Raw genomic sequence first — 25,252 nt, 5'->3', positions numbered from 1 at the left:
CTCTCATAGCAAACAACTTTCAAACATAAATTATGTACGGAAAAATTAAAGAACAATTACAACAAGAAATTCAGGATATTAAAGATGCTGGACTGTATAAATCAGAGCGCATTATTACTTCGTCGCAAGATGCGGTAATTAAAATCTCTACGGGAGAAGAGGTAATTAACTTTTGTGCTAATAATTACCTAGGGTTGTCGAATAACCCAGAAGTAATTCAAGCAGCAAAAGATGTTATGGATACTCATGGTTTTGGAATGTCATCTGTACGTTTCATTTGTGGTACGCAAGATATTCATAAGCAATTAGAAAAAAAGATTGCCGATTTTTATACGACAGAAGATACCATATTGTACGCAGCAGCTTTTGATGCAAATGGAGGAGTTTTCGAACCGTTATTAACTAAAGAAGATGCAATTATTTCTGATAGTTTAAACCATGCATCTATTATTGATGGGGTGCGTTTGTGTAAAGCGGCACGTTACAGATACAATAATAATGATATGGCATCATTAGAAGAGCAATTAATAGAAGCGAACAAGAAAGGTCACCGCTTTAAAATTATTGTAACTGATGGTGTTTTCTCTATGGATGGAATCGTAGCTAAGTTAGATGAGATTTGTGATTTAGCTGATAAGTACGATGCTATGGTAATGGTAGACGAATGTCATGCTGCTGGATTTATTGGAAAAACAGGTAGAGGTACAGTAGAGCTTAAAAATGTAATGGATCGTGTTGATATTGTTACAGGAACTTTAGGGAAAGCTCTTGGAGGAGCTATGGGAGGATATACAACAGGAAAAAAAGAAATTATTGAAATTTTACGTCAACGTTCTCGTCCGTATTTATTCTCAAACTCATTAGCACCAGCTATTGTTGGAGCTTCTTTAAAAGTATTTGATTTATTATCAAACGATACATCGTTACGTGATAAATTAGAGTGGAACACCAACTATTTCCGTACAGAAATGGAAAAAGCAGGTTTTGATTTAGTAGGGGCTGATGCTGCTATTGTGCCTGTAATGTTATACGATGCAAAGTTATCGCAAGTAATGGCGAATAAACTATTAGAAGAAGGTATTTATGTAATTGGGTTCTTTTATCCAGTTGTGCCAAAAGAACAAGCAAGAATTCGAGTACAGTTGTCAGCAGCTCATGAAAAAGAGCATTTAGATAAGGCAATAAATGCATTTATTAAGGTAGGAAAAGAACTGAAAGTAATCTAAATTAGTAGCTCAAAAACTTGTATTTGTTGTAAGTTTTTGTAGATTTGTTTTTGTAAATAAGTTTTAACAACTTACATTTGCGTAATATATAAACGAACTTTTAATTTAAATTTTTAATAATGAAACAATTAAAATTAGCTGTGATGGCTTTATTTGCGTTTGCTGCTGTAAACGTTAGCGCACAGGATTCAGACAACCCTTGGGCGGTTGGTTTCGGGGCTAATGCAGTAGACATTAGAGTTCCTTCTAAATTTGGAGATTATGCTAAAGATTACATCGGTACTAGTGACTGGAACATTTTACCATCTATCTCAAGAGTAACTGTTGATAGATATTTAAACGATGGATTCTCTTTACAATTAGCAGGGTCTTTAAATAAAATCGAAACTGTTTACGCAGAAAACGATTCAGATATGCTTTACTGGGCTATTGATGCTAACGTAAAGTATGACATGAACAACTTATTTGGACACACTGGATGGTGGGATCCTTATGTATACGTTGGTGGAGGTTATACTTCTGTTGATGATTTAGGTGAAGGTATGTTAAATGCTGGTGCTGGATTCAACGTTTGGTTTAACGACAATTTAGGGTTAAACTTCCAAACAGGAGGTAAGAAAGAGTTTGCTGATAAAGTAAAAGATCACTTCCAACACTCAATCGGTTTAGTATTCAAATTTGGAGGAAAAGATACTGATGGAGATGGAGTATACGATAAAGAAGATGCTTGTCCAGAAGTTGCTGGATTAAAAGAATTCAACGGATGTCCTGATACAGATGGAGATGGAATCAAAGATTCTGACGATGCATGTCCAGAAGTTGCTGGTTTAGCTGCTTTAAACGGATGTCCTGATGCTGATGGTGATGGTATCGCTGATAAAGATGATGCTTGTCCAACTGAAAAAGGAACTAAAGCTAACAACGGATGTCCTGATGCTGACGGAGACGGTGTTGTAGACGGAAAAGATAAGTGTCCAAACACTGCTGGTCCAGCTGCTAACAACGGATGTCCTTGGCCAGATACTGACGGAGACGGAGTATTAGATAAAGACGATAAGTGTCCAAACGAAGCAGGTGTAGCATCTAACAACGGATGTCCTGAAGTAGTAATTAAAGAAGAGGCTGTCAAGAAATTAAACGAGTTCGCAAGAGCTATCTACTTTAACTCAGGGAAAGCTTCATTCAGAAAAGGAGTTACAGGTAAATTAGATTTAATTGCAGGGATTATGAAGGAGTACCCTAAAGCTAACTTTAGCATTCAAGGTCACACTGATAGTTCAGGATCTAACTCTTTAAACCAAAGATTATCTGAAAAAAGAGCTAAAGCTGTTTTAGATTACTTAATCACTAAAGGAGGAATTGATTCAAAAAGATTAACTTCTGCTGGATTTGGTGAAGACTACCCAATTGCTGATAACAAAACAAGAGCTGGTAGAGCTGAAAACAGACGTGTTGAGATTAAATTAGTAAAGTAATTTAGTTACAATTATAACATCAATAAAGGCCTCACATTCGTGAGGCTTTTTTTTATGGAAAAATACTTCGAAAGGTTTTTTAAATTCCACTAAAAAAATTACCTTTGCACCTTGAAAAAATGAGTTAAAACTCATATAGTAAATAAAATAACTTTAATTACATATAGTAATGTCTACAATAACAGGTAAAGTTTCTCAAATTATTGGTCCAGTAATCGATGTTGAGTTTAATACAGAAAATGCTGAATTGCCAAAGATTTATGATTCGTTAGAAATTAAAAAAGCAGACGGTTCAACTTTAGTTTTAGAAGTTCAACAACACATTGGTGAAGATACAGTTCGTACCATTTCTATGGATGCAACTGATGGTTTACAAAGAGGGCAAGAAGTATTTGCTACAGGTAACCCAATTCAAATGCCAATAGGTAATGATATCTACGGTCGTTTATTTAATGTAACAGGTGATGCTATTGATGGATTAGGAGATTTACCTAAAGAAGGTGATGCAGGTTTGCCAATTCACCGTCAAGCACCAAAATTTGAAGAATTATCAACTTCTACCGAAGTACTATTTACAGGAATTAAAGTAATCGATTTAATTGAACCTTATGCAAAAGGAGGTAAAATTGGATTGTTTGGAGGAGCAGGAGTAGGGAAAACTGTATTAATTCAAGAGTTAATTAACAACATCGCAAAAGGACACGGAGGTTTATCTGTATTTGCTGGTGTAGGTGAAAGAACTCGTGAAGGAAACGATTTATTACGTGAGATGTTAGAATCAGGAATTATCAAGTATGGTGATGATTTCATGCACTCTATGGAAGATGGAGGATGGGATTTATCTAAAGTTGATAAGCCAGGAATGAGAGATTCTAAAGCAACTTTTGTATTCGGTCAGATGAATGAGCCACCAGGAGCACGTGCTCGTGTAGCTTTATCTGGATTAACAATTGCTGAGTATTTCCGTGATGGAGCAGGAGAAGCACAAGGAAAAGATGTATTATTCTTCGTAGATAATATCTTCCGTTTTACACAAGCAGGTTCTGAGGTATCGGCATTATTAGGTCGTATGCCATCTGCGGTAGGATATCAACCAACATTAGCAACAGAGATGGGAGCAATGCAAGAACGTATTACTTCTACTAAGAAAGGATCTATTACATCTGTACAAGCGGTTTACGTACCTGCGGATGATTTAACGGATCCAGCACCAGCAACAACGTTTGCTCACTTAGATGCTACTACAGTATTATCTCGTAAGATTGCCGAGTTAGGTATTTACCCAGCGGTAGATCCATTAGATTCTACATCAAGAATTTTAACTGCGGATGTTTTAGGAGATGAGCACTATAACTGTGCACAAAGAGTAAAAGAAATCTTACAGCGTTATAAAGAATTACAAGATATTATCGCAATCTTAGGTATGGAAGAATTATCTGAAGAAGATAAATTAGTAGTTCACAGAGCACGTCGTGTACAACGTTTCTTATCTCAACCATTCCACGTAGCAGAGCAGTTTACAGGAATTCCAGGGGTATTAGTAGATATTAAAGATACGATCAAAGGATTCAACATGATTATGGATGGTGAATTAGATAAGTATCCTGAAGCAGCATTCAACTTAAAAGGATCGATTCAAGAAGCAATCGATGCTGGAGAGAAAATGTTAGCCGAAGCGTAATTAATTGCCTTAAGCAATAGCTTAAAGCCCTAAAGCATTAAAATATGTATTTAGAAATTGTAACACCAGAAGCTATCTTGTTTTCATCAGAAGTTGATTCTGTAGCAGTACCAGGTGTAAATGGAGAATTTCAAATGTTAAATAATCACGCACCAGTGGTGTCTATTTTAACTGAAGGAAGAATAAAAGTACATGTACACACTCAAACTCATTTAGTTTTTGATGATTTACATGCAAACATTGAAAGATTACCAGAAGATGATAAAGTATTAACTTTAAAAATCAAATCAGGAACTCTTGAAATGAAAGATAATAAAGTGATTATTCTTGCAGACTAATGCATTTTATATAAAATAAAAAAGCAACCAAATTTGGTTGCTTTTTTTTATTCAATAAAGTATAGGACATTGAATTTAACTATCTTTGCAGTGATGAATGGAATATTTTTATTTATTGGAGGACCAGAGATTTTTGTAATCTTATTAATCGTAGTTATGTTATTTGGGGCTGATAAAATTCCTGAAATAGCAAGAGGGCTAGGAAAGGGAATGCGTCAAATTAAAGATGCAACAAACGACATTAAGCGAGAGATTAATGACAGTGCAAAAAATCAAGGTATAGATACAGACTTTGTTAAAGACATAAACAATGAAATTAACGAAGTAAAAGATAATATTGATGATTTTACAGGCCCTATAAAAAGAAGCCGTTAAATCAATAAAATTGACATAGTACGTAAGAACTATGTCAATTTTATTTTTGTAGTATTCTTAACTTGCTTCATTACAAACGAGCTCTGAATGTTTGATATTATTTCTAACTGTGATAATTTTTTTAGTACAAAATCCTGATATTCATTCATGTCTTTCAAAACAACTTTTAACAAGAAGTCATACACACCAGCTATATAAGACACCTCTACTATTTCATCTATTTTAGACATGTACTCTTCAAATTCTTTAAAAGCACTTTCTTGATGTTTTACTAAAGTAACTTGACAATAAACAATTAAACTCTTATCAATAGTTTCTAAGTTTACTAAAGCCACGTATTTATCTATAATTCCGTTAGCCTCCATCTTTTTTACACGTTCGTGAGTAGGTGTTATAGATAGGTTTACTTTGTTGGCTAGTTGTTTTATAGATTGCTTACAGTCATTTTGCAATTCTTCTAATAGCTTTTTATCTACATTATCTAGTTGATGCATGGTATGTTTTTCTGTTTTAAAATGATTTTCAGAATTTAAAAAGAAATTTAATCTTTTTAAAGGTTAAAAATAGGTGTTTTTTCTTTATTGATAGTATTATTGCAGATTTTTATACTTTAAGAATATATTTGTTAAGTAATTTATTAATATTTAAAAACAGGTAGTTATGAGTAGAATAAAAGACATTTATGACAGAATTAGTGATGCTTCAGCTAACTTTCTTGGGTATCCTTTAGCAAAGGATTTCAATTACAGTGAATTTGCACCTTTTTTAAATGTATGTATTAACAATGTAGGTGATCCAGAATCTCCTTCTACATTATCTATTGATACAAAAGATATAGAGCGAGAAGTAGTTAGTTTTTTTGCTGATATATTATCATCTTCAACCAAAGATGTATGGGGTTATGTAACGAATGGAGGAACAGAAGGAAATCTATACGGTCTGTATTTAGCACGTGAGAGTTTTAATAATCCAGTGGTTTATTATAGTGAATCTACACATTATAGTGTTAAAAAGAATTTACACTTATTAAACTTAAAGAATATCGTTGTTAGAAGTCAAGATAATGGAGAAATGGATTATGAAGATTTAGAGAATTTGATAACATTACACAGAGATAAACCAGCAGTTTTCTTTTTAAATATAGGAACTACCATGACAGAGGCTGTTGATGATTTAGATAGAATTAAAGCAATTATTAAAAAGTACGCTATCAAAGATTATTATATTCATTGTGATGCTGCATTTTTAGGATGTATAGCTCCTTTTGTTGAACCAAAACCAAAATTTGACTTTGCTGAAGGGATTGATAGTATTTCTATATCTGGACATAAATTCATTGGAGGGCCAATACCTTGTGGAATAGTTTTAGCAAAGAGAAAACATAGAGATAGAATTGTGAACTCAGTTTCGTATGTAGGAACTTTAGATACTACAATTACAGGATCAAGAAATGGATTAACACCTTTATTATTATGGGCTTTTATAGAAAAGCACGGAAAAGAAGGGTTAATTTCAAGAACAAAAAAATCACAAGAATTAGCTGCTTATACAGAACAAAAGTTAAAAGAAATAGGTGTTAATGCATGGAGAAATAATGAAGCATTAACTGTTGTACTAGATAAACCTTCAGATATTTTATGTAAAAAGTATCAGTTAGCTTCAGAAAATGATATGGCGCATATTATATGTGTTCCAGGAACTGAAGAATGGCAAATAGATGCTTTTGTTGAAGATTACAAAAAAGAACTATTTATTGCGGAAAGATTAACGTGTAATTAAATTTTAATTTCAATATATCATAAAAACAAAAAGGTAAATCATATGATTTACCTTTTTGTTTTAAATAACTCTACTAATTGTTAATCCGTCGCGTATAGGCAATAAAACCGTTTCTAAGCGACTATCTTCATTTAAAAGTCTATTATATTCAAGAAGCACTTTTGTGTCTATATCTTTAGGATCTAGCTCCTCAATTACTTTGCCGCTCCAAAGCACATTATCAGATAAAATGATACCTCCTTTGTTCATTTTTTCGATAATCAAATGAAAATAGTTTACATAATTAGATTTATCGGCATCAATAAATACCAAGTCAAACTTAGCATCAATTGTAGGAATAATGTCTATGGCGTTTCCAACATATTGAGTTATTTGGTCTTTGTATTCCGATTTTTGAAAATATTTGTGTTGCAATTCTTCCAATTCCTCATTTTTATCAATCGTATGAATCATTCCATCTTTTGAAAGTCCTTCAGCTAAACATAAGGCAGAATACCCTGTGTAGGTACCAATCTCTAAAATAGTTGTTGGTTGTACTAATTTAGAAATCATTGACAAAACCCTACCTTGAAAAGCACCACTTAGCATACGCGGATTTAATACTTTTTGCCAAGTTTCTCTACTTAATTCTTGTAGTAGTTTAGGTTCAGCTTGAGAATGCTCAACAACATAATTATCTAGTTTTTCTGGTAAAAAGTGCATGTGATTATTTTTTCTGTGGCAAAATTAAAAAAACGGAATTTATCGCTACAATAAATTCCGTTTCAATCTAACAAAAAATCAAAAATTGGTTATAAAAACCAAACTTGTTAATTAAAGTTATTTAATTGTTTTTTTAAAGCCTCTTTTTCTTTCTGAGAAAAACAAGGGTTATTTTTTTTACAATTGCCTGATTTTAGTTTTAAAATATCAGACATTTTTCTGTTTTGTTTAGAGTATAAAATGCAAATTTTACAAACTACTAAATGCCAACTAAGCTGCATTCTTTCATATATTGAGGCTTCACCATATTGGCTTTTATCACAAATAGTAGTGGCTTCATCACATGTAATTTTAAAAAATTTAAACATCTTTTTACTTATTAAACCAGTTTTGCTCCATACAGTTTCTTAGTTGTGTTCTTGCTCTATGTATCATTACCCATAAGTTTGACGGAGTAATATTTAGTTCCTTACAAATGTCTTCTGTTTCAAATTGTTGAATAGTTTTCATTTTAAAAACTATTGCATATTTTTCGGGAAGGCTATCAATACATTTATCTAGCTGATTTTTCAGTTCTTCATTTTCAATGTTCTTTTCAGCTTCATTGTTCCATGATTGAGGAACGCGTTCTTCAATCCAATTTCCTTCATTATCACCGCTATCATAAAAGCTCATTCTAATTTCAGCTTGTCCTTTTTTAGAATTTATTTTTCGATAATAGTCAATAATTTTTCTTTTTAAAATGGAAACCAACCAGGTTCTTTCACTAGATTTTCCTTCAAAATTTTTAGCAGATTTTAATCCAGCAAAAAAAGTTTCCTGCACTAAATCTTTAGCAATATTTGAGTTGTTTACACGAGCAATAGCGTAATTAAACAAATAATCAGCATAATTGTCTACCCATTTATTAGGAAATAAAATATTTGCAGGATTCGATTGGCTCATCTTTTCAAAGATAGGTTATTTTTTACTGAAAGGACTAACATAAACTCTACTCAATCCATTAGGGTTAGTATTCAAATACTCTTTAAATTCAGACAAAGTCATTTTTTTAGAAAGTACTTTAGGAATTGAAGAAGTACTAGAAGTAAAATACAAGGTGTTCGTTTGTAAATCGACAAACGGACAGTAGTCTAGTTTATTAGAATTAACACCTGTTAAATGAGTAGCAGGTAACCATTCGTTATTGGTTCCTTTTTTACTGATGTACAAATCACCTCTGCCTAAATCATCTTTTCTTCCGTAAGAGGTAAAAATTATAAAACTTTCATCAGGTGCAACAAAGGCATTAAATTCATATTTATCTGAATTCACTCCTGAACTTAGTGGAGTTGGTTTTGTGTATACTCCATTCACCAATCTACTTACGTAAATATCTTCTTTTCCTGTGGTGTTGTCTTTGTATTCTGCAGTGAAAAATAAATCGCCTTTTTCGGTTACAGAAGGATAAAATTCATCGGCATTTGTGTTTACAGTCGTTCCAATATTTATAGGTTCTGACCATGCATCCTCCAAAGAATTTCTAGTAACATACCATATATCCATGTCATTTTTTATTTCGCCAGAGGAGTTGTCTTTTCTGTTAGAAGCAAAAAAGAGTTGTAATCCGTTAGGAGAAAGGAAAGGCTCTAAATCTTTATATTGCCCAGAAAAACTAGCAACTTCAGGTTTTTGCCATTTTCCATTTACTTTTTTTGAATAAGCTATAAACGAATATTCTTTCAAGTAGCTTTCAATGGTGAAGTAAAATTCATTTTGATTTTTACTCATTGAAAAATCTCTGACGTTTGGTAAACTATTAAACAATTCTGGATGAAATAATTTTGATTCTTGAGCAAAACTGAAACAAGAAAAAAGTAAGAAAAGTAAACTGAACTTTTTCATGTATTTATTGTTTATTAGCATCACAATCACTTCTACGTCTCATATCAACTAAGTAAATAATTTCCCATTTACCGTTGTTGTTAAAAAGTTGAAATGAATTTGCTCCGCAGTGACTAAAATTATTGTTTAAATAAAATTCATAAGGAGTCCATACAGAAGCTAAGTTTCCATCAATTTTTATATCCCATGATAGTAACTTTTCTAAATAAGTATGTTCAGGTTTTTTATTAGCGATACTAGTTAATAACTTGTTTTTACTTTCGGTAACTAATACATTTTTCCCCTCTTTATTGGTAAATGTAGTTTGAATAGTAATTGTTGGGTGTAAAGTAGAACTTACGATTGTACTATCACCTTTATGCAAGCCTTCAAAAAAGGTTTCAACGGTGTTTTTTATGGCTTTCTCTTGAAGATCTTCTTGAGCATTTACAACAGTAGAAATTACAAAAACAATAAGTAAAGTAAATATCTTTTGCATTTTAGTTTGATTTAGTTAGGTAAAGCTATTAAAAAAATAAAGGGCTAAAATTTAATTAACACAAGATTAACGGCGATTGAAAAAGGGAATTAAGCAGGTTATAAAAACGTAATAAATAAAACCAGTGAATAATTGTGTATTTTTACAATCTATAAAACAAAAGAAATGTCAGTAGCAAAAAAACAATATAAAAGAATTACTACAAAATCTCTTGTTGAGATGAAAGCCAACGGAGAAAAAATATCGATGCTTACGGCATACGATTATACCATGGCAAAAATTGTTGATGGAGCAGGAATTGATGTGATTTTGGTAGGTGATTCTGCATCAAATGTAATGGCAGGTCATGAAACTACATTGCCTATTACTTTAGATCAAATGATTTACCATGCAAGTTCTGTTGTAAGAGGAATTGACCGTTGTTTGGTTGTGGTTGATTTACCTTTTGGTAGCTATCAATCTGACCCTAAAGAAGCATTACGTTCTGCTATTCGAATTATGAAAGAAAGTGGAGCGCATTCGATTAAATTAGAAGGAGGAAAAGAAATAAAAGATTCAATCAAAAGAATTTTAAATGCAGGAATTCCAGTAATGGGGCATTTAGGATTAACTCCACAGTCTATATACAAATTTGGTACTTATACAGTAAGAGCAAAAGAAGAGGAAGAAGCAGAGAAGCTTATGCAAGATGCTTTAATGTTAGAAAGATTAGGATGTTTTGCAATAGTACTTGAAAAAGTGCCAGCTAAATTGGCTCAAAAAGTAGCAGAAGCATTAACGATTCCTGTAATAGGAATTGGAGCCGGTGGTGGAGTAGATGGTCAAGTATTGGTTATGCATGATATGTTAGGAATGACTCACGAATTTAATCCACGTTTTTTACGTAGATATTTAGATTTACATACCGAAATGACAAATGCTTTTGAACAGTTTATAGCTGATGTAAAAAGCAAGGACTTTCCAAACGAAAACGAACAATATTAATTTAGATTATTGGATTTTTAGATAGTTGGATTATTCAATTTCTAGAAGTTAAGAGATGCACAGATACAAGGATTTTAAATTTTGGCAAGTGAGCAGGTCTTTTTGTAAAGGTATTTATTTGCTCACATCAAAATTTCCTGAAGATGAAAAGTATGGATTAGTATCTCAATTAAGAAGAGCTTCTGTGTCAATTCCTTCTAATATATCAGAAGGTTGCTCAAGAACATCCAATAAAGATTTTTCTAGATTTTTGGTCATTGCATTAGGTTCATGTTATGAAGTTGAAACTCAATTATTACTTAGTTATGATTTGGGGTTTATTTCTTCAAATGATTTAGAAAAACATACAGAAATTCTTATGAGTATTGTAAAAATGATGTCTAAATTCAATTCAACATTAGTCTAGATCCAGCCATTAAACTATCCAAAAATCTAAAGATCTAAAAATCCAACAAATCTATTTTAATGAAAACACTTCATTTAGATACAAACCATCCTTTATTAATAAAACAACTTCAAGAGTTAGGTTTTGAAAATCACGAGGATTATACTTCTACTAAATCAGAAATTGAAGCAAAAATTCATGAATACGATGGAATTATAATTCGTAGTCGTTTTACAATTGATAAGCAGTTTTTAGACAAAGCATCAAACTTGAAGTTTATTGGACGAGTAGGTGCTGGTTTAGAAAATATTGATTGTGAATATGCTGAAAAGAAAGGGATACGTTTAATATCAGCACCAGAAGGTAATCGAAATGCAGTAGGAGAGCATGCTTTAGGAATGTTGCTTTCGCTTTTTAATAAATTGAACAAGGCAGATAAAGAAGTTCGCGAAGGTAAATGGTTACGAGAAGAAAATCGAGGAATTGAGTTAGACGGAAAAACCGTAGGAATTATTGGTTATGGTAATATGGGTAAGGCATTTGCTAAAAAGCTTAGAGGTTTTGATGTAAATGTTATTTGTTACGATATCAAACCAAATGTTGGTGATGAAAACTGTGCTCAAGTTTCTTTAGAAGAACTGCAAAAAAGAGCAGATGTTCTAAGTTTGCATACTCCACAAACAGCATTAACAACAAATATGATTGATGCGGAATTCATAGCTAATTTTTCTAACCCTTTTTGGTTGTTAAATACGGCGAGAGGAAAATCTGTAGTAACGAAAGACTTGGTTGAGGCTTTAAAATCAGGAAAAGTATTAGGTGCAGGATTGGATGTATTGGAATATGAGAAAAAATCTTTCGAAAACCTGTTTAAAACAAAAGATGGGGTGCTGAGCGTAGCCGAAGTACCAAAAGCTTTTAAATATTTAATCAATACTAAAAATGTGTTGCTTTCTCCTCATGTAGCAGGTTGGACCATAGAAAGTAAGGAAAAACTAGCACAAACGATAGTTGATAAAATTAGAGAGAAATTTTGCTAACTTGTAGCTTTAAACTCATATAACATGAAGTATGAAGCATCTACAGTAGAAGAATATATTTCTCAACTTCCTGAAGAACGTCAAGAAGTTTTACAAAAACTACGAAATATAATTAAGGAAAACTTACCTGAAGGTTTTGAAGAAGGAATCAATTATAATATGATTGGGTATTATGTTCCTCATTCGAAGTATCCAGATGGTTATCATTGTGATCCAAAACTTCCGTTACCTTTTATGAATTTAGCTTCGCAGAAGAATTCAGTGAATTTATACCATAGTGGAATCTATGCAAATAAAGATTTACACGATTGGTTTGTAGCAGAATATCCTAAATATTCAAAAAGGAAACTAGATATGGGAAAAAGCTGTATTCGTTTTAAAAAACTAGATGATATTCCGTATGAATTAATTGCTGAATTGTGTACTAAAATGTCTGTTGATGAATGGGTTTCTACTTATGAATCAGCTGTAAAAAAGAAATAAAATGAAGAAAAAAGGTAAAGTAACTGGTATAGGAGGTGTTTTCTTTAAAACAGAAGACCTAAAAGCAACAAAAGATTGGTATAAAAATAACTTAGGTTTTAATACAGATGATTGGGGTTGTACATTTTGGTGGAAAGATAATGAAGATAAAAAAGCTTCTACACAATGGAGTCCGTTTGCAAAAGACACCAACTATTTTGAGCCATCTAAAAAAGATTTTATGTTTAACTATCGGGTAGAAAATTTAGTTGAATTATTAGAAGATCTTAAGGAAAAGGGAGTTAAGGTAATGGATAAGATAGAAGAGTATGATTATGGGAAATTCGGTTGGATTTTAGATTTAGATGGAAATAAAATTGAGTTATGGGAGCCAAAAGACGAAGCTTTTTTATAAATTTAGCACCGTCTAATAAATAAAAAATTAAAAAAATGAATGTAATTGATGAAAATGGGAATACTGTTCCTAATCAAGAAAGTAAACGTGTGTTAGCTGGTGTTTTAGGTATTATTTTAGGTGCTTTTGGAGTTCATAAGTTTGTGTTAGGATACACTAAAGAAGGTGTAATAATGTTACTAATAACTATTTTAACTTGTGGTATGGGAGCTTTTATAAGTAGCATTATAGGTTTGATAGAAGGAATTATGTACTTAACAAAATCAGACCAAGAGTTTGTAGAAACATATCAGGTTAACAAAAAAGGTTGGTTCTAAACATTCTTTTTTAATTTTTATATTATGTCTGAAAATAAAAACACCAATGATAGCTTAAACAAAGGGCTAGATAAAGCTAAGGAAGTTATGGATAATATAACAGAAAAGTCAAGTAATTTAGCAGGAGAAGCTGGTGAACATTTAGTAGATATAGTAGAAGATGTAAAAGAAAAAGTTGAAGAAATTATTTCAGATGAATCAGTTCAGAAAGCTAAAGAAAAAGCAAATGAATTAACTAATGAAGCAAAAGAAGTATTAGAAGATATAACTGAAAAAGCTTCAGAAGTTGCAGGAGAAGCTAGTGAACATATAGCCGATTTTGCAGAAGATACTAAAGAAGAATTTCAAGAAACTAAAACCAAAACAAAAAGTTTTTTTCAACGACTTTTTGGAAAGAAATAATAAAAAAGCGCCTATTAGGCGCTTTTTTTATGAGGCAATATTATTTGCTTTGTTTGTTTTAATAATGGCTTGTTCGTTTTTCCAATCAATCCATTTTTGACCTTTAATACGACGCATCACATTATCTATTGTACGCATAATAAATACATTATAAACAGCCTTTCCTAAGTTTTTAGGGTTACGAGCAATGGCACGTAAACTCATTGAAAAACCTGGGGTTACATAACGCATATAGTGCCAATAACCTTCAGGCATATACAAAACATTTCCGTGCTCTAATTCAGCAACATAACCTTTGGCATTTTTTAATGCAGGCCATTTTTCAAAATCAGGATCGTTAAAATCAATATCTTCACGAGTAATTAACGAATGCGGAATTTTATATAAGTATTTGTTTTGCTTTTGATCGAATAAAATACACTTCTTTTTTCCTTCAAAGTGAAAGTGAAAAATGTTAGCTAAATCAATATCATAGTGCATAAACGTGTACGAATCACGTCCGCCAAAAAATAACATCGGTAAGCCTTTCATTAAACTTAGACCAAAATCAGGAAATTTAAAGTCTTTTTGTAATTGAGGTACTTCTTTTAAAATGTTCCATAAGAAAATCCTAAATTTAGTTGGTTCACGTTTTAATAAATCAACATACTCACTCATTTTCATGGTCGCATGAGGTTCGTTAAAACCATCTTTATAATCAACAGGTCTGTCATCGTATAAAGGTACCGTTTTATCGCCTGCTACTTCTTTCATGTATTCTAAAGACCATTTAGAATAGGCTGGCCAATCTTCAATAAAACGTTCAATAACCACAGGTTTTTGCGGTTTAAAATAATTCTTGATAAAGTCTTCTTTGGTAATTGTTTCGACTCTTTCGATTTGAGAAAGATTTAATCCCATAACATGTTGTTTAAAAAAGCAAAGTTAAGAAATCGTTACGACACTTTATCCTTAAATTTGTGGTATAATAAAGTTAATACAATGATTGAATTATCTGAGAATTTTTGGAATAATAAATATTTGAATAATAAAACAGGATGGGATTTAGGTGAAATCTCTAACCCATTAAAAGAATATTTTAATCAGTTAGAAGATAAAAGTTTACGGATTCTGATTCCTGGAGGAGGAAATTCTTATGAAGCGGAGTATTTATTTAATAAAGGATTTGAGAATGTTTTTGTAGTTGATATTGCCAAAGAACCTTTAAAGAGAATTCAAAAAAGAGTTCCTAATTTCCCGAAGGAAAATTTAATTCACGCTAATTTTTTTGAATTAGAAAGCACTTTTGATTTAATTATAGAACAAACTTTCTTCTGTGCTATCAATCCAGAATTACGAGCAGAATATGCACAAAAAGCACATGAATTACTAACTGATAAAGGTAAACTAGTTGGTTTGCTGTTTGATGCAGTACTAAATGAAGACCATCCACCTTTTGGAGGGAATAAAAATGAATATGAAAAATACTTCACACCCTATTTTACAGGAAGTATGGAACCTTGTTACAATTCATCAGGAGGAAGAAAAGGTATGGAGTTGTTTGTGAAAATGATAAAAAAATAACCGTTAAATTTAATTCAACGGTTATTTCTTATTTGATGTTAGGCTCTTATTTCTTTAGCCTCTTGCTTCTTTTGTTCGTTACGCTCAATTTTATGGTCTGGTCTTGTCCATTTTGGTTTTTCACCTAACGATTGGTATTGTGAGTTTTCTGCTTCAACAGATTCTCTTTGTTCATGCTTAAAGAAAGGCTTCTGCGTATTTAAACCTAAATCTTCAAACATTTTCATGTCTTCGTTAATATCAGGATTTGGAGTAGTTAATAATTTGTCTCCTGCAAAAATTGAGTTTGCACCAGCAAAGAAACACATTGCTTGACCTTCTCTACTCATTTGCGTTCTACCTGCTGATAAACGTACTTGTGAGTCTGGTAATACAATACGAGCAGTAGCTACCATACGAACCATTTCAAAAATGTTTACAGGAGGTTGCTCTTCTAACGGAGTACCTTCAACGGCAACTAATGCATTAATAGGCACAGATTCAGGATGTGGAGAAAAACGAGTTAACGTTTCCAGCATTCCAGCTCTGTCTTCTAACGATTCTCCCATACCAATAATACCTCCTGAGCAAACAGTTACATTTGTTTTACGTACATTTTCAATAGTGTCTACTCTATCTTTAAAGGCACGTGTAGAAATTACATCATCGTAATAATCTTCTGAAGTATCAATATTGTGGTTATAAGCATACAAACCAGCTTCGGCTAAACGTTTTGCTTGATTTTCGGTAACCATACCTAAGGTACAGCAAACCTCCATGTCTAGTTTGTTAATAGTACGTACCATTTCTAACACTTGGTCAAATTCTGGTCCGTCTTTTACGTTTCTCCAAGCTGCACCCATACAAACTCTTGATGATCCACCTTCTTTGGCACGTAAAGCTTGTGCCTTAACTTGGTTTACAGTCATCAAATCATTTCCTTCAACATTGGTATGATAACGTGCTGCCTGCGGACAATATCCACAGTCTTCAGAACACCCACCAGTTTTTATAGAAATTAAGGTACTTACTTGTACTGTATTTGGGTCGTGATATTTTCTATGCATAGTTGAAGCTTCGTACAAAAGCTCCATTAAAGGCTTATTGTATACTTCTAGAATTTCCTCTTTCGTCCAATCGTGTCTAATTTCAGTCATAAATTCGAGTTGTTTGTGGTGGTAAAAATAAAAAATTCCGCTTCGAAAGCGGAATTTTATGAGTCTTATTTTTCTTTGGAAGGAGAATTGTCTTCTTCAATTATTTTTGAGTCTTCATTAGGAAGCTCTTTCCCCTTTAAATAATCGGGTAATTGCATACCTGCCATATTAAACATTTCTTGTAGTGGTGGTACTGCATTATACATTCCAGAAATAAAGTTTGAAGTAGATGTTTTTCCATCTTTTCCTCCACCATTTTCCCAAACAGTAACTTTATCAATCTTAATATTTTTAATTGCTTCAGATTGTAATTTTACCAATTCAGGTAATTTATCAGCAATTAATAATAAAGCAGCGTTTTGAGAATCATTACCAGCAGCTTGAACTATTTGGTCTAAACCAGCTGCTTGTTTGGTTAATACTTCGTATAAACCTTGAGCTTCTGCTTGTGCTTTGAATAAAATAGCGTCTGCCTCACCTTTTGCTTTTCTACGAATTCTTTCAGCTTCTGCCTCTGCATCAATTTCTACTTTTCGTTTATCAATCTCAGCAGGAACGATTACATCTGCCATTTGTGAAGAACGTTCTCTTTCAGCTCTGGCAATTTCAGCTTCTTTCTCGGCAGCATACGATTCTTCTAAAGCTTTTGCTGATTGCACTTTTTCAGAAGCAATAGCTACTCTTTCCGCTTCAGCCTCTCTTTGACGACGTAAAGAGTCTGAGTTTGCAACAGCAATTTTTGCAGTGTTTTCTCCGTCTACAGCTTGTGCATTAGCGGCAGCTACTTGAGTTCTTTCATCTTGTACAGCATTTGCTTCCCCAATAGAACCATCTCTGTTTTTCTCAGCAACAGATTTACGAGCGGCGTTAATTGCATGAGCAGCAGCTTCTTTACCTAATGCTTCGATATATCCTGATTCGTCAACAATATCAGTAATGTTTACGTTAATTAATTTTAAACCAACCTTTTTTAATTCCGATTCTACACTTTGTGAAATGTTGGTTAAAAATTTATCTCTATCAGAGTTAATTTCTTCAATATCCATTGAAGCAACCACTAAACGTAACTGTCCAAAAATAATTTCTTTAGCTAATTCTTGAACATCGTTCATTGCTAAACCAAGTAAACGTTCGGCAGCATTTTGCATTACTCCTGGCTCTGTAGAAACCCCAATGGTAAAACGTGAAGGCACGTTTACACGAATATTTTGTTTAGAAAGAGCATTTACCAAGTTTACTTCGATAGAAATTGGTGTTAAGTCTAAAAATTCATAATCTTGAATTACTGGAAAGATAAATGCAGCACCACCATGAATACATTTAGCAGATTGTCCGCCACCAACTTTACCATATACAACTAAGATTCTGTCAGAAGGACACCTTTTATAGCGTTTTATTAAAGTTATTAGTAAGATAAAAATAAATAGAATGGCAATAACAAGTCCAATAGGACCTGCAAATCCAAAGCCATCAATTTGTAATAATGTAAGTTTTAACATAGTTAATTTTTATTTTTGAGATTCAACAATTAATATTCCATTTGAGGTAACTTCGATTACTTTAACAACCATGCCTTGTGTTAAGTCAGTATCGTTATCTGTTAAGGCATCAAGTTCACGAAGGGAGTTTTGTACTTTTATATGCACTTTTCCCATTTTAGAGCGATTTGCTCCTACGGTTAAATACACTTCGCCAATTTGATTTAGTGCATTTTTCATTTGTAAGGTACCACTATCTGTTAGTTTGCTAATGTAGTAGAATAAGGTTGCCATGATAGTCATCATGATCAATCCGCAAATCACAGAAATAAGTAGTGTGATTGTATTTGAATTACCAGCATCCATACTAGCAATACCACTCCACCCAAAAATGGTAAAAAATGCAACCATATTTTTAAAGGTAAAAAATTGAAATCCAGCACCAGTGTCGGCATCTATTTCAGTATCGATATCGCCTATGTCACCTGTATCAGCGCCTACAAAGCTACTAATAAGAACAAACACAAAAATTAATGTAAAAACACCCGCTATTCCCCAATAAACTTGTTGAAAAGAGGTCAATTCAGAAAACCATTCCATCATAAAGCAATTATTTAAATGAGTGACTAAAAGTATATAAATTGCCTGAAATCGACAATTTTTATTTTGTAATTAAAACAGAAACCGCATTCCCTCCAAAACCAACAGCATTTACTAGTATTTTATTGAGTTTTTTTGGAGTTTGTTGAGGTTCAGCAAAAGTAACTTCAATTACTTGTTGATGTTGTATCATTAACATTGCTAACTCTAAACTTAACAAGCCAGAAGCACCAAACGTATGACCGAGTTTCCATTTATTAGTAGTTAAAAATGGAGTTTTGTTACAGAATACTTTTTGAATCGCATTAATTTCCGATTGATCTCCTTTAATTGTACCTGGAGCATGCATTACAATAGCGTCAATTTCATCAGGAGAAACAGTACCTAATGCCATTTTCATTGATTTTTGAAAACATTCAGCATCGGTAGTTACGGAGGTATTGTGTTTTAAAACCTCTGTAGCATATCCAACTCCTTCAATAAAAGCGATAGCATTTTCTTTACTTCCACTCTCTAAACAAAATACAGAAGCACCTTCTCCCAATACCATGGTGTTTTTGGTTTTGTTGAGGTCAAAAGCCTTACATGGATATTCATCATTTTCTTTAGAATATACTTTTAATGCCTGCATTTGCGCGATGGTAAAATCAGTTAGTGAAGCTTCGCTAGCGCCAATCATAAATTTTTCTGACATTCCAGATTGTAACCAAGCGACACCATTTAACAAAGAATGTAATCCGGTTGAACAGGTTATAGAATGTGAAATTTCTGGTCCGTTGGTTTGTAAGTCGTGTGCTATCCAAGAAGAAATATTCCCTAAAGTGGTAGTTGGAGAACTTAAGGTAGATGATTTGCCAGTTGCTAAAAACTCTTTGTGGTACTTTTCAAACAAAGAAGTGGCTCCACGAGAAGAACCGATGTTAATTCCGAAGTTGTCAGAAGCTTTCCAATTGGTTTGCTCTATTGCTTTTCGAGCAACAAATAATGTATATAAAACAGACGGATCTAAGTTTTTATACTTGTTATCTGAATTTTGAACTTCCTCAATAGCGTGTTTATCCTCATCAGTCAATTGTGCTACCCATGCTTTAGAATCCTCAAACTCTTTAGAGCTTAAAAAATGTTGCTTTTTTTGGTAGTTTTCCCAAATTTTTTCAGAAGTGCTTCCCAAGGCTGAAACAGATGCAAATGATGTTATAGAGATAAGTTCTTTCAACACGATAAAATTTCAGCAAAAATAAAGGTAAAATCAAGTATTCTAAAGAAAATAAAAATATTTATCTTGGGATAAAATTATTGAAGTTATGAGTGAGCAAAATCAAAAAAGTTGGTTTGGAAGAAACTGGTTGTGGTTTATACCATTAACTGGTTGTTTAGGGGTTGTTTTATTAATTGTTTTAGGTGTGGGAGCAGCATTTTTCGGAGTGTCGAAAATAATGACAAGTTCTACTCCTGTTGAATATGCTATTGAGCAGGCATCTAAAAACGAGTTGGTTATTGAAATTTTGGGACAGTCTATTGAAAAATATGGAATTCCATCAGGAAATATTTCTCTTACGAATGACGATGGGAATGTAGATTTTTCTATTCCGATAAGAGGAGATAAAGAGGAAGGAACTCTTGTAGTTAGAGGAATTAAGGTAGATGGAGAATGGGTTTATGAAGATTTGTACGTTCGAATTAGAGATACCCAAGAAGAGATTAACTTGTTAGAAAAAGTGAAGGCTCTAGAGAGTATCTAGAACCTTTTTAATAGTTGTATATATTTTTTCAAGTTGCTCTTTCGTAATTACGTATGGTGGCTGAATGTAAACAGTGTTTCCAAGCGGACGTAAGAAAACGCCTTCATCCATAAAAGACTTTAAAAGTTGGTCTCGAAGCGTTCCATAACGACCAGAATTGGTGTTTAAATCAATCGCTAAAATGACACCTTTACATCTTGTTGAATTTACTTTTGGGTGGTTTTCTATTTTCTCAGCAAAGGCTTTATTACTTCTTTCAATAGTTTTAATATTCTCTTGAATTTCTTGTGTCTGTAACAATTCAATACTAGCCAAAGCAGCAGTACAAGCTATCGGATTTGCAGAATATGTATGGCAATGGAAAAAACCTTTAGAAATATCATTGTCTAAAAAAGCCGTGTAAATTTCTTCGGTACATGAAGTAATGGACATAGGAACCAATCCAGCAGTCAACGCTTTACTTAAACACATGATGTCTGGTTTGGTGGTAATTTCATCAGAAGCAAAATTGTTACCTGTTTTTCCAAAACCAGTCATAACCTCATCAGAAATAGTTAAAATGTCGTTCTTTTTGCAAATTTCTAGGATTTTATCTAAATCTTCAGCTTGGTGAATTTTCATTCCAGCCGCTCCTTGAACTAAAGGTTCGTAGATGAATCCCGCAACCTTATTTTCTGAAATAATTTCTTGTAGTTGTTCTGCTATGAGGTCATTATTTTCTCCGTTTGGAACAGGAATACGTTGAATATCCATTAAAAAATCTTCAAACGGACCGTTGTATACCGATAATCCAGAAACCGACATGGCGCCAAAAGTATCGCCATGAAAACCATCTTCAAAGGCAATAAAAGTTGTGCGCTTTTCACCTTTATTAAAATAGTATTGTAGCGCCATTTTAATTCCCGCCTCTACAGCAGTAGAACCGTTATCATTAAAGAAAATTCGGTTTTGATTCTCAGGGAGAATTTTAATCAATTCTTCTGATAATTTTACAGCAGGTTCGTGGGTGAAATCACTAAACATTATTTGATCTAATGTTTGCATTTGTAGGTAAACTCTGCTTGTAATATAGTCGTTACAATGTCCAAACATACAGGTGTACCAAGACGAAATAGCATCGATATATTCGTTACCGTGTTCGTCGGTTAGTATGCATCCTTTTGCTTTTACAATTCCTAAACTATTTGGATGTGTTTGATGTTGTTTTAGCGGATGCCACAAATGTTTTTTATCTCTTTCGGTTAAAGTCATAAATTTTCTTTGAATTTATCTGCATATTCTTTAATTACATTTTGATCAAAATAAGGCTCTTCTTCAATACGACCAATTACAGGAACTTCAGTCATTTTTTTGATAATATCCTCGGTAGTTTTGTGTTCATTTCCTGAGAAAATTAATGAAACATCAAAACCTTTTTCTTTCAATAAGTTTACTGTTAGTAGTGTATGATTGATGCTTCCTAAATAATGACGAGACACTACAATTACTTTATAACCGGGTTTTATGGCGTCAAGTAGGGTGTTTTTATCATTTAAAGGAACCAGTAATCCACCTGCACCTTCAATAACCAAGTGGTTTTTGGTTACAGGTTCTTTGATGTTGTCAATTTCAATAGTAATTCCATCAATTTCAGCAGCAGCATGTGGACTCATAGGAGTCTGTAAAGCATACGAATTTGGATGAAAAACGGTTTTTGTATTTGAAATTAGTTTTTGAACTTTATGAGTGTCGGAATAGTCTAAATCTCCTGATTGAATAGGTTTCCAATAATCGGCTTGTAAGGCTTCGGTTATAATAGCAGAAGCAACTGTTTTACCTACTTCTGTTGAAATTCCTGTGATAAAATATTTTTTCATTTGAAAACTGTTTTGCAATCGTTACAGATTAATTTTCTGCTTTCAAAAAAAGGAAAAAGCATAAAAAAGATATTTTTACGTTGTAAATCTGCAACTAATGTTTTTGTTGAATTACATTTAGGAGAATGAATATCATTTCCACGTTCGTCTTTTTGATAGCTCCTTATGTCGTTATAAATAATAGTGGCTTTTTCTAAATCAGTATTATGTATAAGTAGTTTTACTCCGCCGATAGCTTGACTAATTAATGGATCAGAATCTACTGTTTTTTCATCCATTAACATCGTTTGAATACCTTCTGAATCTAATTTAGCTTTTATTACTTGAGCTTCAGTAGAATATTCAAAAAGTGCCAAAATGGTAAAATCATTTCTCATCTACTTAAATTTTTAAGCAAAAGTAGCAAGGTTCTCTAAAACATTGGTGATTTCTTCCTTAGAATTATAGGAGTGCAAACAAAAACGCAAACGTTCTTGATTTAATGGAACGGTTGGTGATAAAATAGGTTTTACATCAAATCCTTTTTGTTGCAATTGAGAAGCGATGTTTTTTACACGTTCATTACCAGAAATAATACAACAGTGAATTGCAGAAGTACTCTCAATAAAATGTAATTGTAGCCTGTTTGATTCTGAAATGAAATGTTGAATGTTTTGCTCTAATTTTTCTCTAGAATGACAGTTTGATAATTCATTATAAGCAACTTTTATAGTAGCTAACGAATGAGGAGAAAGCCCTGTTGTGTAAATAAAACTACGCGCAAAATTAACGAGGTATTGTTGTAATTGCTTGCATCCTAAAATAGCTGATCCGTGACACCCTAAGCCTTTTCCGAAGGTAATAATTCGAGCGAAAACAGCGTTTTCTAACTGTAGTTTTTGAGTTAAACCGAAGTCGAAAACACCCAAAGCGTGCGCTTCATCTACTACCAAATGAACATTGGTGTGTTTTTTTACGATTTGTGACATTGTTACCAAATTAGGAGAATCACCATCCATAGAAAAAACAGATTCGGTAACTACATAAATTTCTATGTCGTCATGCTGAACTCGTTTCAGCATCTCATCCAAATGAGTTATATCATTATGTTTAAACTTAAAAGATTTTGCATTGGATAATTGAATTCCATCTCTTATGGATGCATGAATAAGTTCATCATATAAAATGATATCACCACGTTGAGGCACCGAAGCAAAAAAGCCAATATTAGCATCATAACCAGAATTAAAAATCAATGCAGTTTCTGAGTTGTGAATATTAGCAAGTTGTTTTTCAATTTGAGTATAAAGTGCATGGTTTCCTGAGAGTAAACGAGAACCTGTAGCTCCGTTAATCTTACTATTATTATTAATTAAATATTGATGTGTTTTGTCAAAGATAATTTCCGATTTAGCAAATCCTAAATAATCGTTGGAAGAAAAATCGATTAATGAATTTTCTTTACCAAGTTTTCTTAAAGAGTTTTGTGTCTCTCGTTGTATAATTTTTTTATGTAGTTTCTTAGGAAATTGCATAATGTAAAAATAAAGAAGCGCTTTTTAATATCGTAGCTATTTAGTTAGAAATCTTTTAGAGGCAAAAGTGTTTGTTTTTTTAAGTCTCATTTTTAATTCCTTAATGTTTTTAGTTAAAAATTAAAGTTTTTGATGGGTTTTGTGTAAAAGTCTCACTTAAATAAGGTTAAATTTATCAGCTTTACTGAAAAGAATGCCGAATGCAACACTGTCTGTAATTGAAAACTCAAGACATGGAGCGGTAATAGATCAACCTGAAGCTTTTAACAAAGTGCTTGGAAATTTTCTGAATCATGAATAAAGTAGCGTTGATAACAGGAAGTACTAGCGGTATCGGCTTAGGTATTGCAGAGGCTTTTGCCAAAGCAGGTTACAATATTATGTTTCATGGTTTGGAGGAGGATGGTGCTAAAATAGCAAAAAGCGTAGGAGATAAGTATAATGTGAAAGTTTCTTTTTCAAATGCAAATTTATTGGTTACAGATGAGGTTGAAGAATTAATAGAGCAAACAATAAAAGTGTTCGATGCATTGCGTGTGTTGGTTAATAATGCAGGGATACAGTATGTTTCTCCTGTAGAAGATTTTCCGAATAATAAGTATGAAAAAATTATTGCTATTAATATGAATGCTGCTTTCTATGCTTCAAAAAAAGCGTGGAATTTTATGAAGGATCAGAAATTTGGTAGAATTATCAATGTTTTATCAGTTCATGGCTTGAGGGCATCTGAGTTTAAAACAGCCTATGTAACAGCAAAACACGGTGTAATAGGTGTGACAAAGGTTCTGGCTTTAGAAGGTGCGCCTTATAATATAACATGTAATGCAATTTGTCCAGGGTATGTAAAAACACCTTTAGTAGAAGGGCAAATAAAAGACCAGGGCAAAGCGCATCAGATGAAAGAAGAAGAAGTTGTTGAAAAAGTAATGCTGAAAAAACAGGCGGTAAAACAGTTTGTTCCGTTGGAAACAATTGCTGATATGACTCTGTTATTGGCAAAAGACACTTCATCAACTATTACTGGAACTTCATTTGCCTTAGATGGTGGTTGGAGTGCGCAATAACCTTATAATGAAAGCTTTGTTTCATTAATTTAGCATATACAAGAGCAGAAGTCTGGCTTACTAGTTGTTTGTAAGTTGGGCTTTTGTGTAATTTTAAGTTTAGGCAAAATAAAAAATCCGATTTACTTTCGTAGATCGGATTTTTTTGGCTCCTCAACCTGGACTCGAACCAGGGACCCTCTGATTAACAGTCAGATGCTCTAACCAACTGAGCTATTGAGGAATGTTCATGTAGAACAATCTATATTTGTTGTAGAAATTATCGGCTTCTACGTTGCCTTTGGCTCCTCAACCTGGACTCGAACCAGGGACCCTCTGATTAACAGTCAGATGCTCTAACCAACTGAGCTATTGAG

The 25,252-nt window shown here is 32.8% G+C and carries 31 protein-coding genes and 1 tRNA gene; 16 read left to right on the top strand and 16 right to left on the bottom strand.

The genetic code is table 11. The annotated features are described in order from the left end of the window. Positions 1–32: 32 nt before the first annotated feature. The 5 genes from kbl (at position 33) to Q0663_RS00140 (ending at position 5,095) form a co-directional block, all read left to right on the top strand. Entirely contained in the window at positions 33–1,226 is a 1,194-nt protein-coding gene (gene kbl / locus Q0663_RS00160) for a glycine C-acetyltransferase (protein ID WP_299004504.1), read from the top strand. Between the two features lie 119 nt (positions 1,227–1,345). Next, positions 1,346–2,701 (top strand): OmpA family protein, encoded by a 1,356-nt coding sequence (locus Q0663_RS00155; protein ID WP_299004502.1) that lies wholly within the window; start codon positions 1,346–1,348, stop codon positions 2,699–2,701. A gap of 169 nt (positions 2,702–2,870) precedes the next feature. After that, on the top strand, positions 2,871–4,382 hold the full coding sequence (gene atpD, locus Q0663_RS00150) for a F0F1 ATP synthase subunit beta (protein WP_299004499.1): 1,512 nt from the start codon (positions 2,871–2,873) through the stop codon (positions 4,380–4,382). A 44-nt stretch (positions 4,383–4,426) separates the two neighbouring features. Then, entirely contained in the window at positions 4,427–4,720 is a 294-nt protein-coding gene (locus Q0663_RS00145; protein ID WP_274634385.1) for a F0F1 ATP synthase subunit epsilon, read from the top strand. A gap of 93 nt (positions 4,721–4,813) precedes the next feature. Continuing rightward, on the top strand, positions 4,814–5,095 hold the full coding sequence (locus Q0663_RS00140; protein WP_028892145.1) for a twin-arginine translocase TatA/TatE family subunit: 282 nt from the start codon (positions 4,814–4,816) through the stop codon (positions 5,093–5,095). A gap of 29 nt (positions 5,096–5,124) precedes the next feature. Here Q0663_RS00140 and Q0663_RS00135 read toward each other — a convergent pair whose 3' ends face one another. Further along, complete coding sequence (locus tag Q0663_RS00135; RefSeq protein WP_299003213.1) at positions 5,125–5,589, bottom strand: Lrp/AsnC family transcriptional regulator; 465 nt, start codon at positions 5,587–5,589, stop codon at positions 5,125–5,127. A 166-nt stretch (positions 5,590–5,755) separates the two neighbouring features. On the opposite strand from Q0663_RS00135, the gene Q0663_RS00130 reads away from it, so the two are divergent. Continuing rightward, a complete protein-coding gene (locus Q0663_RS00130) occupies positions 5,756–6,874 on the top strand; it encodes a histidine decarboxylase (RefSeq protein ID WP_299004496.1) in 1,119 nt (372 codons plus the stop codon). A 60-nt stretch (positions 6,875–6,934) separates the two neighbouring features. On the opposite strand, the gene Q0663_RS00125 is transcribed toward Q0663_RS00130, so the two are convergent. From Q0663_RS00125 to Q0663_RS00105, 5 genes are all read right to left on the bottom strand, one after another. After that, complete coding sequence (locus tag Q0663_RS00125) at positions 6,935–7,576, bottom strand: O-methyltransferase (protein WP_299004493.1); 642 nt, start codon at positions 7,574–7,576, stop codon at positions 6,935–6,937. A 107-nt stretch (positions 7,577–7,683) separates the two neighbouring features. Then, positions 7,684–7,944, bottom strand: a complete 261-nt coding sequence (locus tag Q0663_RS00120) for a hypothetical protein (RefSeq protein WP_299004490.1) — start codon at positions 7,942–7,944, stop codon at positions 7,684–7,686. A 4-nt stretch (positions 7,945–7,948) separates the two neighbouring features. Beyond that, entirely contained in the window at positions 7,949–8,521 is a 573-nt protein-coding gene (locus Q0663_RS00115; RefSeq protein ID WP_299004487.1) for a sigma-70 family RNA polymerase sigma factor, read from the bottom strand. 15 nt (positions 8,522–8,536) lie between these two features. Further along, the gene (locus Q0663_RS00110) at positions 8,537–9,460 is read right to left on the bottom strand and encodes a hypothetical protein (protein WP_299004484.1); all 924 of its coding nucleotides are present in this window, start codon (positions 9,458–9,460) and stop codon (positions 8,537–8,539) included. A 4-nt stretch (positions 9,461–9,464) separates the two neighbouring features. Next, on the bottom strand, positions 9,465–9,938 hold the full coding sequence (locus Q0663_RS00105; protein ID WP_299004481.1) for a nuclear transport factor 2 family protein: 474 nt from the start codon (positions 9,936–9,938) through the stop codon (positions 9,465–9,467). 165 nt (positions 9,939–10,103) lie between these two features. Between Q0663_RS00105 and panB the strand changes: the two genes are divergently transcribed. The 7 genes from panB to Q0663_RS00070 are packed head-to-tail and all read left to right on the top strand — an operon-like array spanning position 10,104 to position 13,943. Next, positions 10,104–10,922, top strand: coding sequence for a 3-methyl-2-oxobutanoate hydroxymethyltransferase (gene panB / locus Q0663_RS00100; RefSeq protein ID WP_028892153.1), 819 nt, complete (start codon positions 10,104–10,106; stop codon positions 10,920–10,922). Between the two features lie 55 nt (positions 10,923–10,977). After that, complete coding sequence (locus tag Q0663_RS00095) at positions 10,978–11,328, top strand: four helix bundle protein (protein ID WP_299004478.1); 351 nt, start codon at positions 10,978–10,980, stop codon at positions 11,326–11,328. Between the two features lie 59 nt (positions 11,329–11,387). Beyond that, positions 11,388–12,347 (top strand): 2-hydroxyacid dehydrogenase, encoded by a 960-nt coding sequence (locus Q0663_RS00090; protein ID WP_299004475.1) that lies wholly within the window; start codon positions 11,388–11,390, stop codon positions 12,345–12,347. 24 nt (positions 12,348–12,371) lie between these two features. After that, positions 12,372–12,830 carry a DUF1801 domain-containing protein gene (locus Q0663_RS00085; RefSeq protein WP_299004472.1) on the top strand — a complete coding sequence of 153 codons (459 nt, stop codon included), beginning with the start codon at positions 12,372–12,374 and terminating at the stop codon, positions 12,828–12,830. A gap of 1 nt (position 12,831) precedes the next feature. Further along, complete coding sequence (locus Q0663_RS00080) at positions 12,832–13,224, top strand: VOC family protein (RefSeq protein WP_299004469.1); 393 nt, start codon at positions 12,832–12,834, stop codon at positions 13,222–13,224. Between the two features lie 35 nt (positions 13,225–13,259). Further along, the gene (locus tag Q0663_RS00075; protein ID WP_299004466.1) at positions 13,260–13,541 is read left to right on the top strand and encodes a TM2 domain-containing protein; all 282 of its coding nucleotides are present in this window, start codon (positions 13,260–13,262) and stop codon (positions 13,539–13,541) included. Positions 13,542–13,565: 24 nt separating this feature from the next. Next, positions 13,566–13,943 carry a hypothetical protein gene (locus Q0663_RS00070; protein ID WP_299004463.1) on the top strand — a complete coding sequence of 126 codons (378 nt, stop codon included), beginning with the start codon at positions 13,566–13,568 and terminating at the stop codon, positions 13,941–13,943. A gap of 27 nt (positions 13,944–13,970) precedes the next feature. Here Q0663_RS00070 and Q0663_RS00065 read toward each other — a convergent pair whose 3' ends face one another. Continuing rightward, positions 13,971–14,843 carry a cupin-like domain-containing protein gene (locus Q0663_RS00065; protein ID WP_299003168.1) on the bottom strand — a complete coding sequence of 291 codons (873 nt, stop codon included), beginning with the start codon at positions 14,841–14,843 and terminating at the stop codon, positions 13,971–13,973. 81 nt (positions 14,844–14,924) lie between these two features. On the opposite strand from Q0663_RS00065, the gene Q0663_RS00060 reads away from it, so the two are divergent. Further along, positions 14,925–15,506 carry a methyltransferase domain-containing protein gene (locus Q0663_RS00060; protein ID WP_299004460.1) on the top strand — a complete coding sequence of 194 codons (582 nt, stop codon included), beginning with the start codon at positions 14,925–14,927 and terminating at the stop codon, positions 15,504–15,506. A gap of 38 nt (positions 15,507–15,544) precedes the next feature. Here Q0663_RS00060 and bioB read toward each other — a convergent pair whose 3' ends face one another. The 4 genes from bioB to Q0663_RS00040 form a co-directional block, all read right to left on the bottom strand. Beyond that, on the bottom strand, positions 15,545–16,642 hold the full coding sequence (gene bioB / locus Q0663_RS00055) for a biotin synthase BioB (RefSeq protein WP_073182195.1): 1,098 nt from the start codon (positions 16,640–16,642) through the stop codon (positions 15,545–15,547). 65 nt (positions 16,643–16,707) lie between these two features. Beyond that, positions 16,708–18,141: a flotillin family protein gene (locus tag Q0663_RS00050; protein ID WP_299004449.1), complete on the bottom strand. Its 1,434-nt coding sequence runs from the start codon at positions 18,139–18,141 to the stop codon at positions 16,708–16,710. Between the two features lie 9 nt (positions 18,142–18,150). Then, positions 18,151–18,723, bottom strand: coding sequence for a hypothetical protein (locus tag Q0663_RS00045; RefSeq protein ID WP_299004446.1), 573 nt, complete (start codon positions 18,721–18,723; stop codon positions 18,151–18,153). A 58-nt stretch (positions 18,724–18,781) separates the two neighbouring features. Next, positions 18,782–19,936: a beta-ketoacyl synthase N-terminal-like domain-containing protein gene (locus Q0663_RS00040; protein WP_299004443.1), complete on the bottom strand. Its 1,155-nt coding sequence runs from the start codon at positions 19,934–19,936 to the stop codon at positions 18,782–18,784. 88 nt (positions 19,937–20,024) lie between these two features. On the opposite strand from Q0663_RS00040, the gene Q0663_RS00035 reads away from it, so the two are divergent. Beyond that, positions 20,025–20,462, top strand: a complete 438-nt coding sequence (locus tag Q0663_RS00035; protein WP_299004440.1) for a cytochrome c oxidase assembly factor Coa1 family protein — start codon at positions 20,025–20,027, stop codon at positions 20,460–20,462. Here the strand turns inward: Q0663_RS00035 and bioA are convergent. From bioA to Q0663_RS00015, 4 genes are read right to left on the bottom strand one after another with little or no spacing between them, the layout of a single operon-like run. After that, entirely contained in the window at positions 20,448–21,713 is a 1,266-nt protein-coding gene (gene bioA / locus Q0663_RS00030; RefSeq protein WP_299004435.1) for an adenosylmethionine--8-amino-7-oxononanoate transaminase, read from the bottom strand. The two genes, Q0663_RS00035 and bioA, sit on opposite strands and share 15 nt — an antisense overlap. Continuing rightward, positions 21,710–22,318, bottom strand: a complete 609-nt coding sequence (gene bioD, locus Q0663_RS00025) for a dethiobiotin synthase (RefSeq protein ID WP_299004432.1) — start codon at positions 22,316–22,318, stop codon at positions 21,710–21,712. The genes bioA and bioD overlap by 4 nt, the downstream gene beginning before the upstream one ends. Continuing rightward, positions 22,315–22,695, bottom strand: a complete 381-nt coding sequence (locus Q0663_RS00020; RefSeq protein WP_299004429.1) for a DUF2007 domain-containing protein — start codon at positions 22,693–22,695, stop codon at positions 22,315–22,317. The genes bioD and Q0663_RS00020 overlap by 4 nt, the downstream gene beginning before the upstream one ends. A 12-nt stretch (positions 22,696–22,707) precedes the next feature. Beyond that, positions 22,708–23,832, bottom strand: a complete 1,125-nt coding sequence (locus tag Q0663_RS00015) for an aminotransferase class I/II-fold pyridoxal phosphate-dependent enzyme (RefSeq protein ID WP_299004426.1) — start codon at positions 23,830–23,832, stop codon at positions 22,708–22,710. 293 nt (positions 23,833–24,125) lie between these two features. On the opposite strand from Q0663_RS00015, the gene Q0663_RS00010 reads away from it, so the two are divergent. Continuing rightward, a complete protein-coding gene (locus Q0663_RS00010; protein WP_299004423.1) occupies positions 24,126–24,896 on the top strand; it encodes a 3-hydroxybutyrate dehydrogenase in 771 nt (256 codons plus the stop codon). Positions 24,897–25,042: 146 nt separating this feature from the next. Here Q0663_RS00010 and Q0663_RS00005 read toward each other — a convergent pair. Then, positions 25,043–25,119: transfer RNA gene (locus tag Q0663_RS00005), tRNA-Asn, on the bottom strand. Between the last annotated feature and the right edge of the window lie 133 nt (positions 25,120–25,252).

Origin of the sequence: uncultured Tenacibaculum sp. (assembly GCF_947504135.1) — a bacterium.
Lineage (GTDB): Bacteria > Bacteroidota > Bacteroidia > Flavobacteriales > Flavobacteriaceae > Polaribacter.
Note: the sequence above shows the minus strand (reverse complement) of the source record. Positions and strands in the feature narration are given on the sequence as shown.

Excerpts from the sequence above, each read along its gene's own strand:
- Q0663_RS00015 (WP_299004426.1), bottom strand. The coding sequence starts at position 23,832 with ATGCAATTTCCTAAGAAACTACATAAAAAAATTATACAACGAGAGACA.
- Q0663_RS00105 (WP_299004481.1), bottom strand. The coding sequence starts at position 9,938 with ATGCAAAAGATATTTACTTTACTTATTGTTTTTGTAATTTCTACTGTT.
- Q0663_RS00115 (WP_299004487.1), bottom strand. The coding sequence starts at position 8,521 with ATGAGCCAATCGAATCCTGCAAATATTTTATTTCCTAATAAATGGGTA.
- Q0663_RS00125 (WP_299004493.1), bottom strand. The coding sequence starts at position 7,576 with ATGCACTTTTTACCAGAAAAACTAGATAATTATGTTGTTGAGCATTCT.
- Q0663_RS00035 (WP_299004440.1), top strand. The coding sequence starts at position 20,025 with ATGAGTGAGCAAAATCAAAAAAGTTGGTTTGGAAGAAACTGGTTGTGG.
- panB (WP_028892153.1), top strand. The coding sequence starts at position 10,104 with ATGTCAGTAGCAAAAAAACAATATAAAAGAATTACTACAAAATCTCTT.
- bioB (WP_073182195.1), bottom strand. The coding sequence starts at position 16,642 with ATGACTGAAATTAGACACGATTGGACGAAAGAGGAAATTCTAGAAGTA.
- Q0663_RS00095 (WP_299004478.1), top strand. The coding sequence starts at position 10,978 with ATGCACAGATACAAGGATTTTAAATTTTGGCAAGTGAGCAGGTCTTTT.
- Q0663_RS00110 (WP_299004484.1), bottom strand. The coding sequence starts at position 9,460 with ATGAAAAAGTTCAGTTTACTTTTCTTACTTTTTTCTTGTTTCAGTTTT.
- Q0663_RS00065 (WP_299003168.1), bottom strand. The coding sequence starts at position 14,843 with ATGGGATTAAATCTTTCTCAAATCGAAAGAGTCGAAACAATTACCAAA.
- Q0663_RS00120 (WP_299004490.1), bottom strand. The coding sequence starts at position 7,944 with ATGTTTAAATTTTTTAAAATTACATGTGATGAAGCCACTACTATTTGT.
- Q0663_RS00010 (WP_299004423.1), top strand. The coding sequence starts at position 24,126 with ATGAATAAAGTAGCGTTGATAACAGGAAGTACTAGCGGTATCGGCTTA.
- Q0663_RS00075 (WP_299004466.1), top strand. The coding sequence starts at position 13,260 with ATGAATGTAATTGATGAAAATGGGAATACTGTTCCTAATCAAGAAAGT.
- Q0663_RS00155 (WP_299004502.1), top strand. The coding sequence starts at position 1,346 with ATGAAACAATTAAAATTAGCTGTGATGGCTTTATTTGCGTTTGCTGCT.
- Q0663_RS00090 (WP_299004475.1), top strand. The coding sequence starts at position 11,388 with ATGAAAACACTTCATTTAGATACAAACCATCCTTTATTAATAAAACAA.
- Q0663_RS00085 (WP_299004472.1), top strand. The coding sequence starts at position 12,372 with ATGAAGTATGAAGCATCTACAGTAGAAGAATATATTTCTCAACTTCCT.
- Q0663_RS00145 (WP_274634385.1), top strand. The coding sequence starts at position 4,427 with ATGTATTTAGAAATTGTAACACCAGAAGCTATCTTGTTTTCATCAGAA.
- kbl (WP_299004504.1), top strand. The coding sequence starts at position 33 with ATGTACGGAAAAATTAAAGAACAATTACAACAAGAAATTCAGGATATT.
- Q0663_RS00135 (WP_299003213.1), bottom strand. The coding sequence starts at position 5,589 with ATGCATCAACTAGATAATGTAGATAAAAAGCTATTAGAAGAATTGCAA.
- Q0663_RS00140 (WP_028892145.1), top strand. The coding sequence starts at position 4,814 with ATGAATGGAATATTTTTATTTATTGGAGGACCAGAGATTTTTGTAATC.
- bioA (WP_299004435.1), bottom strand. The coding sequence starts at position 21,713 with ATGACTTTAACCGAAAGAGATAAAAAACATTTGTGGCATCCGCTAAAA.
- atpD (WP_299004499.1), top strand. The coding sequence starts at position 2,871 with ATGTCTACAATAACAGGTAAAGTTTCTCAAATTATTGGTCCAGTAATC.
- Q0663_RS00020 (WP_299004429.1), bottom strand. The coding sequence starts at position 22,695 with ATGAGAAATGATTTTACCATTTTGGCACTTTTTGAATATTCTACTGAA.
- Q0663_RS00050 (WP_299004449.1), bottom strand. The coding sequence starts at position 18,141 with ATGTTAAAACTTACATTATTACAAATTGATGGCTTTGGATTTGCAGGT.
- Q0663_RS00060 (WP_299004460.1), top strand. The coding sequence starts at position 14,925 with ATGATTGAATTATCTGAGAATTTTTGGAATAATAAATATTTGAATAAT.
- Q0663_RS00130 (WP_299004496.1), top strand. The coding sequence starts at position 5,756 with ATGAGTAGAATAAAAGACATTTATGACAGAATTAGTGATGCTTCAGCT.
- bioD (WP_299004432.1), bottom strand. The coding sequence starts at position 22,318 with ATGAAAAAATATTTTATCACAGGAATTTCAACAGAAGTAGGTAAAACA.
- Q0663_RS00045 (WP_299004446.1), bottom strand. The coding sequence starts at position 18,723 with ATGATGGAATGGTTTTCTGAATTGACCTCTTTTCAACAAGTTTATTGG.
- Q0663_RS00070 (WP_299004463.1), top strand. The coding sequence starts at position 13,566 with ATGTCTGAAAATAAAAACACCAATGATAGCTTAAACAAAGGGCTAGAT.
- Q0663_RS00080 (WP_299004469.1), top strand. The coding sequence starts at position 12,832 with ATGAAGAAAAAAGGTAAAGTAACTGGTATAGGAGGTGTTTTCTTTAAA.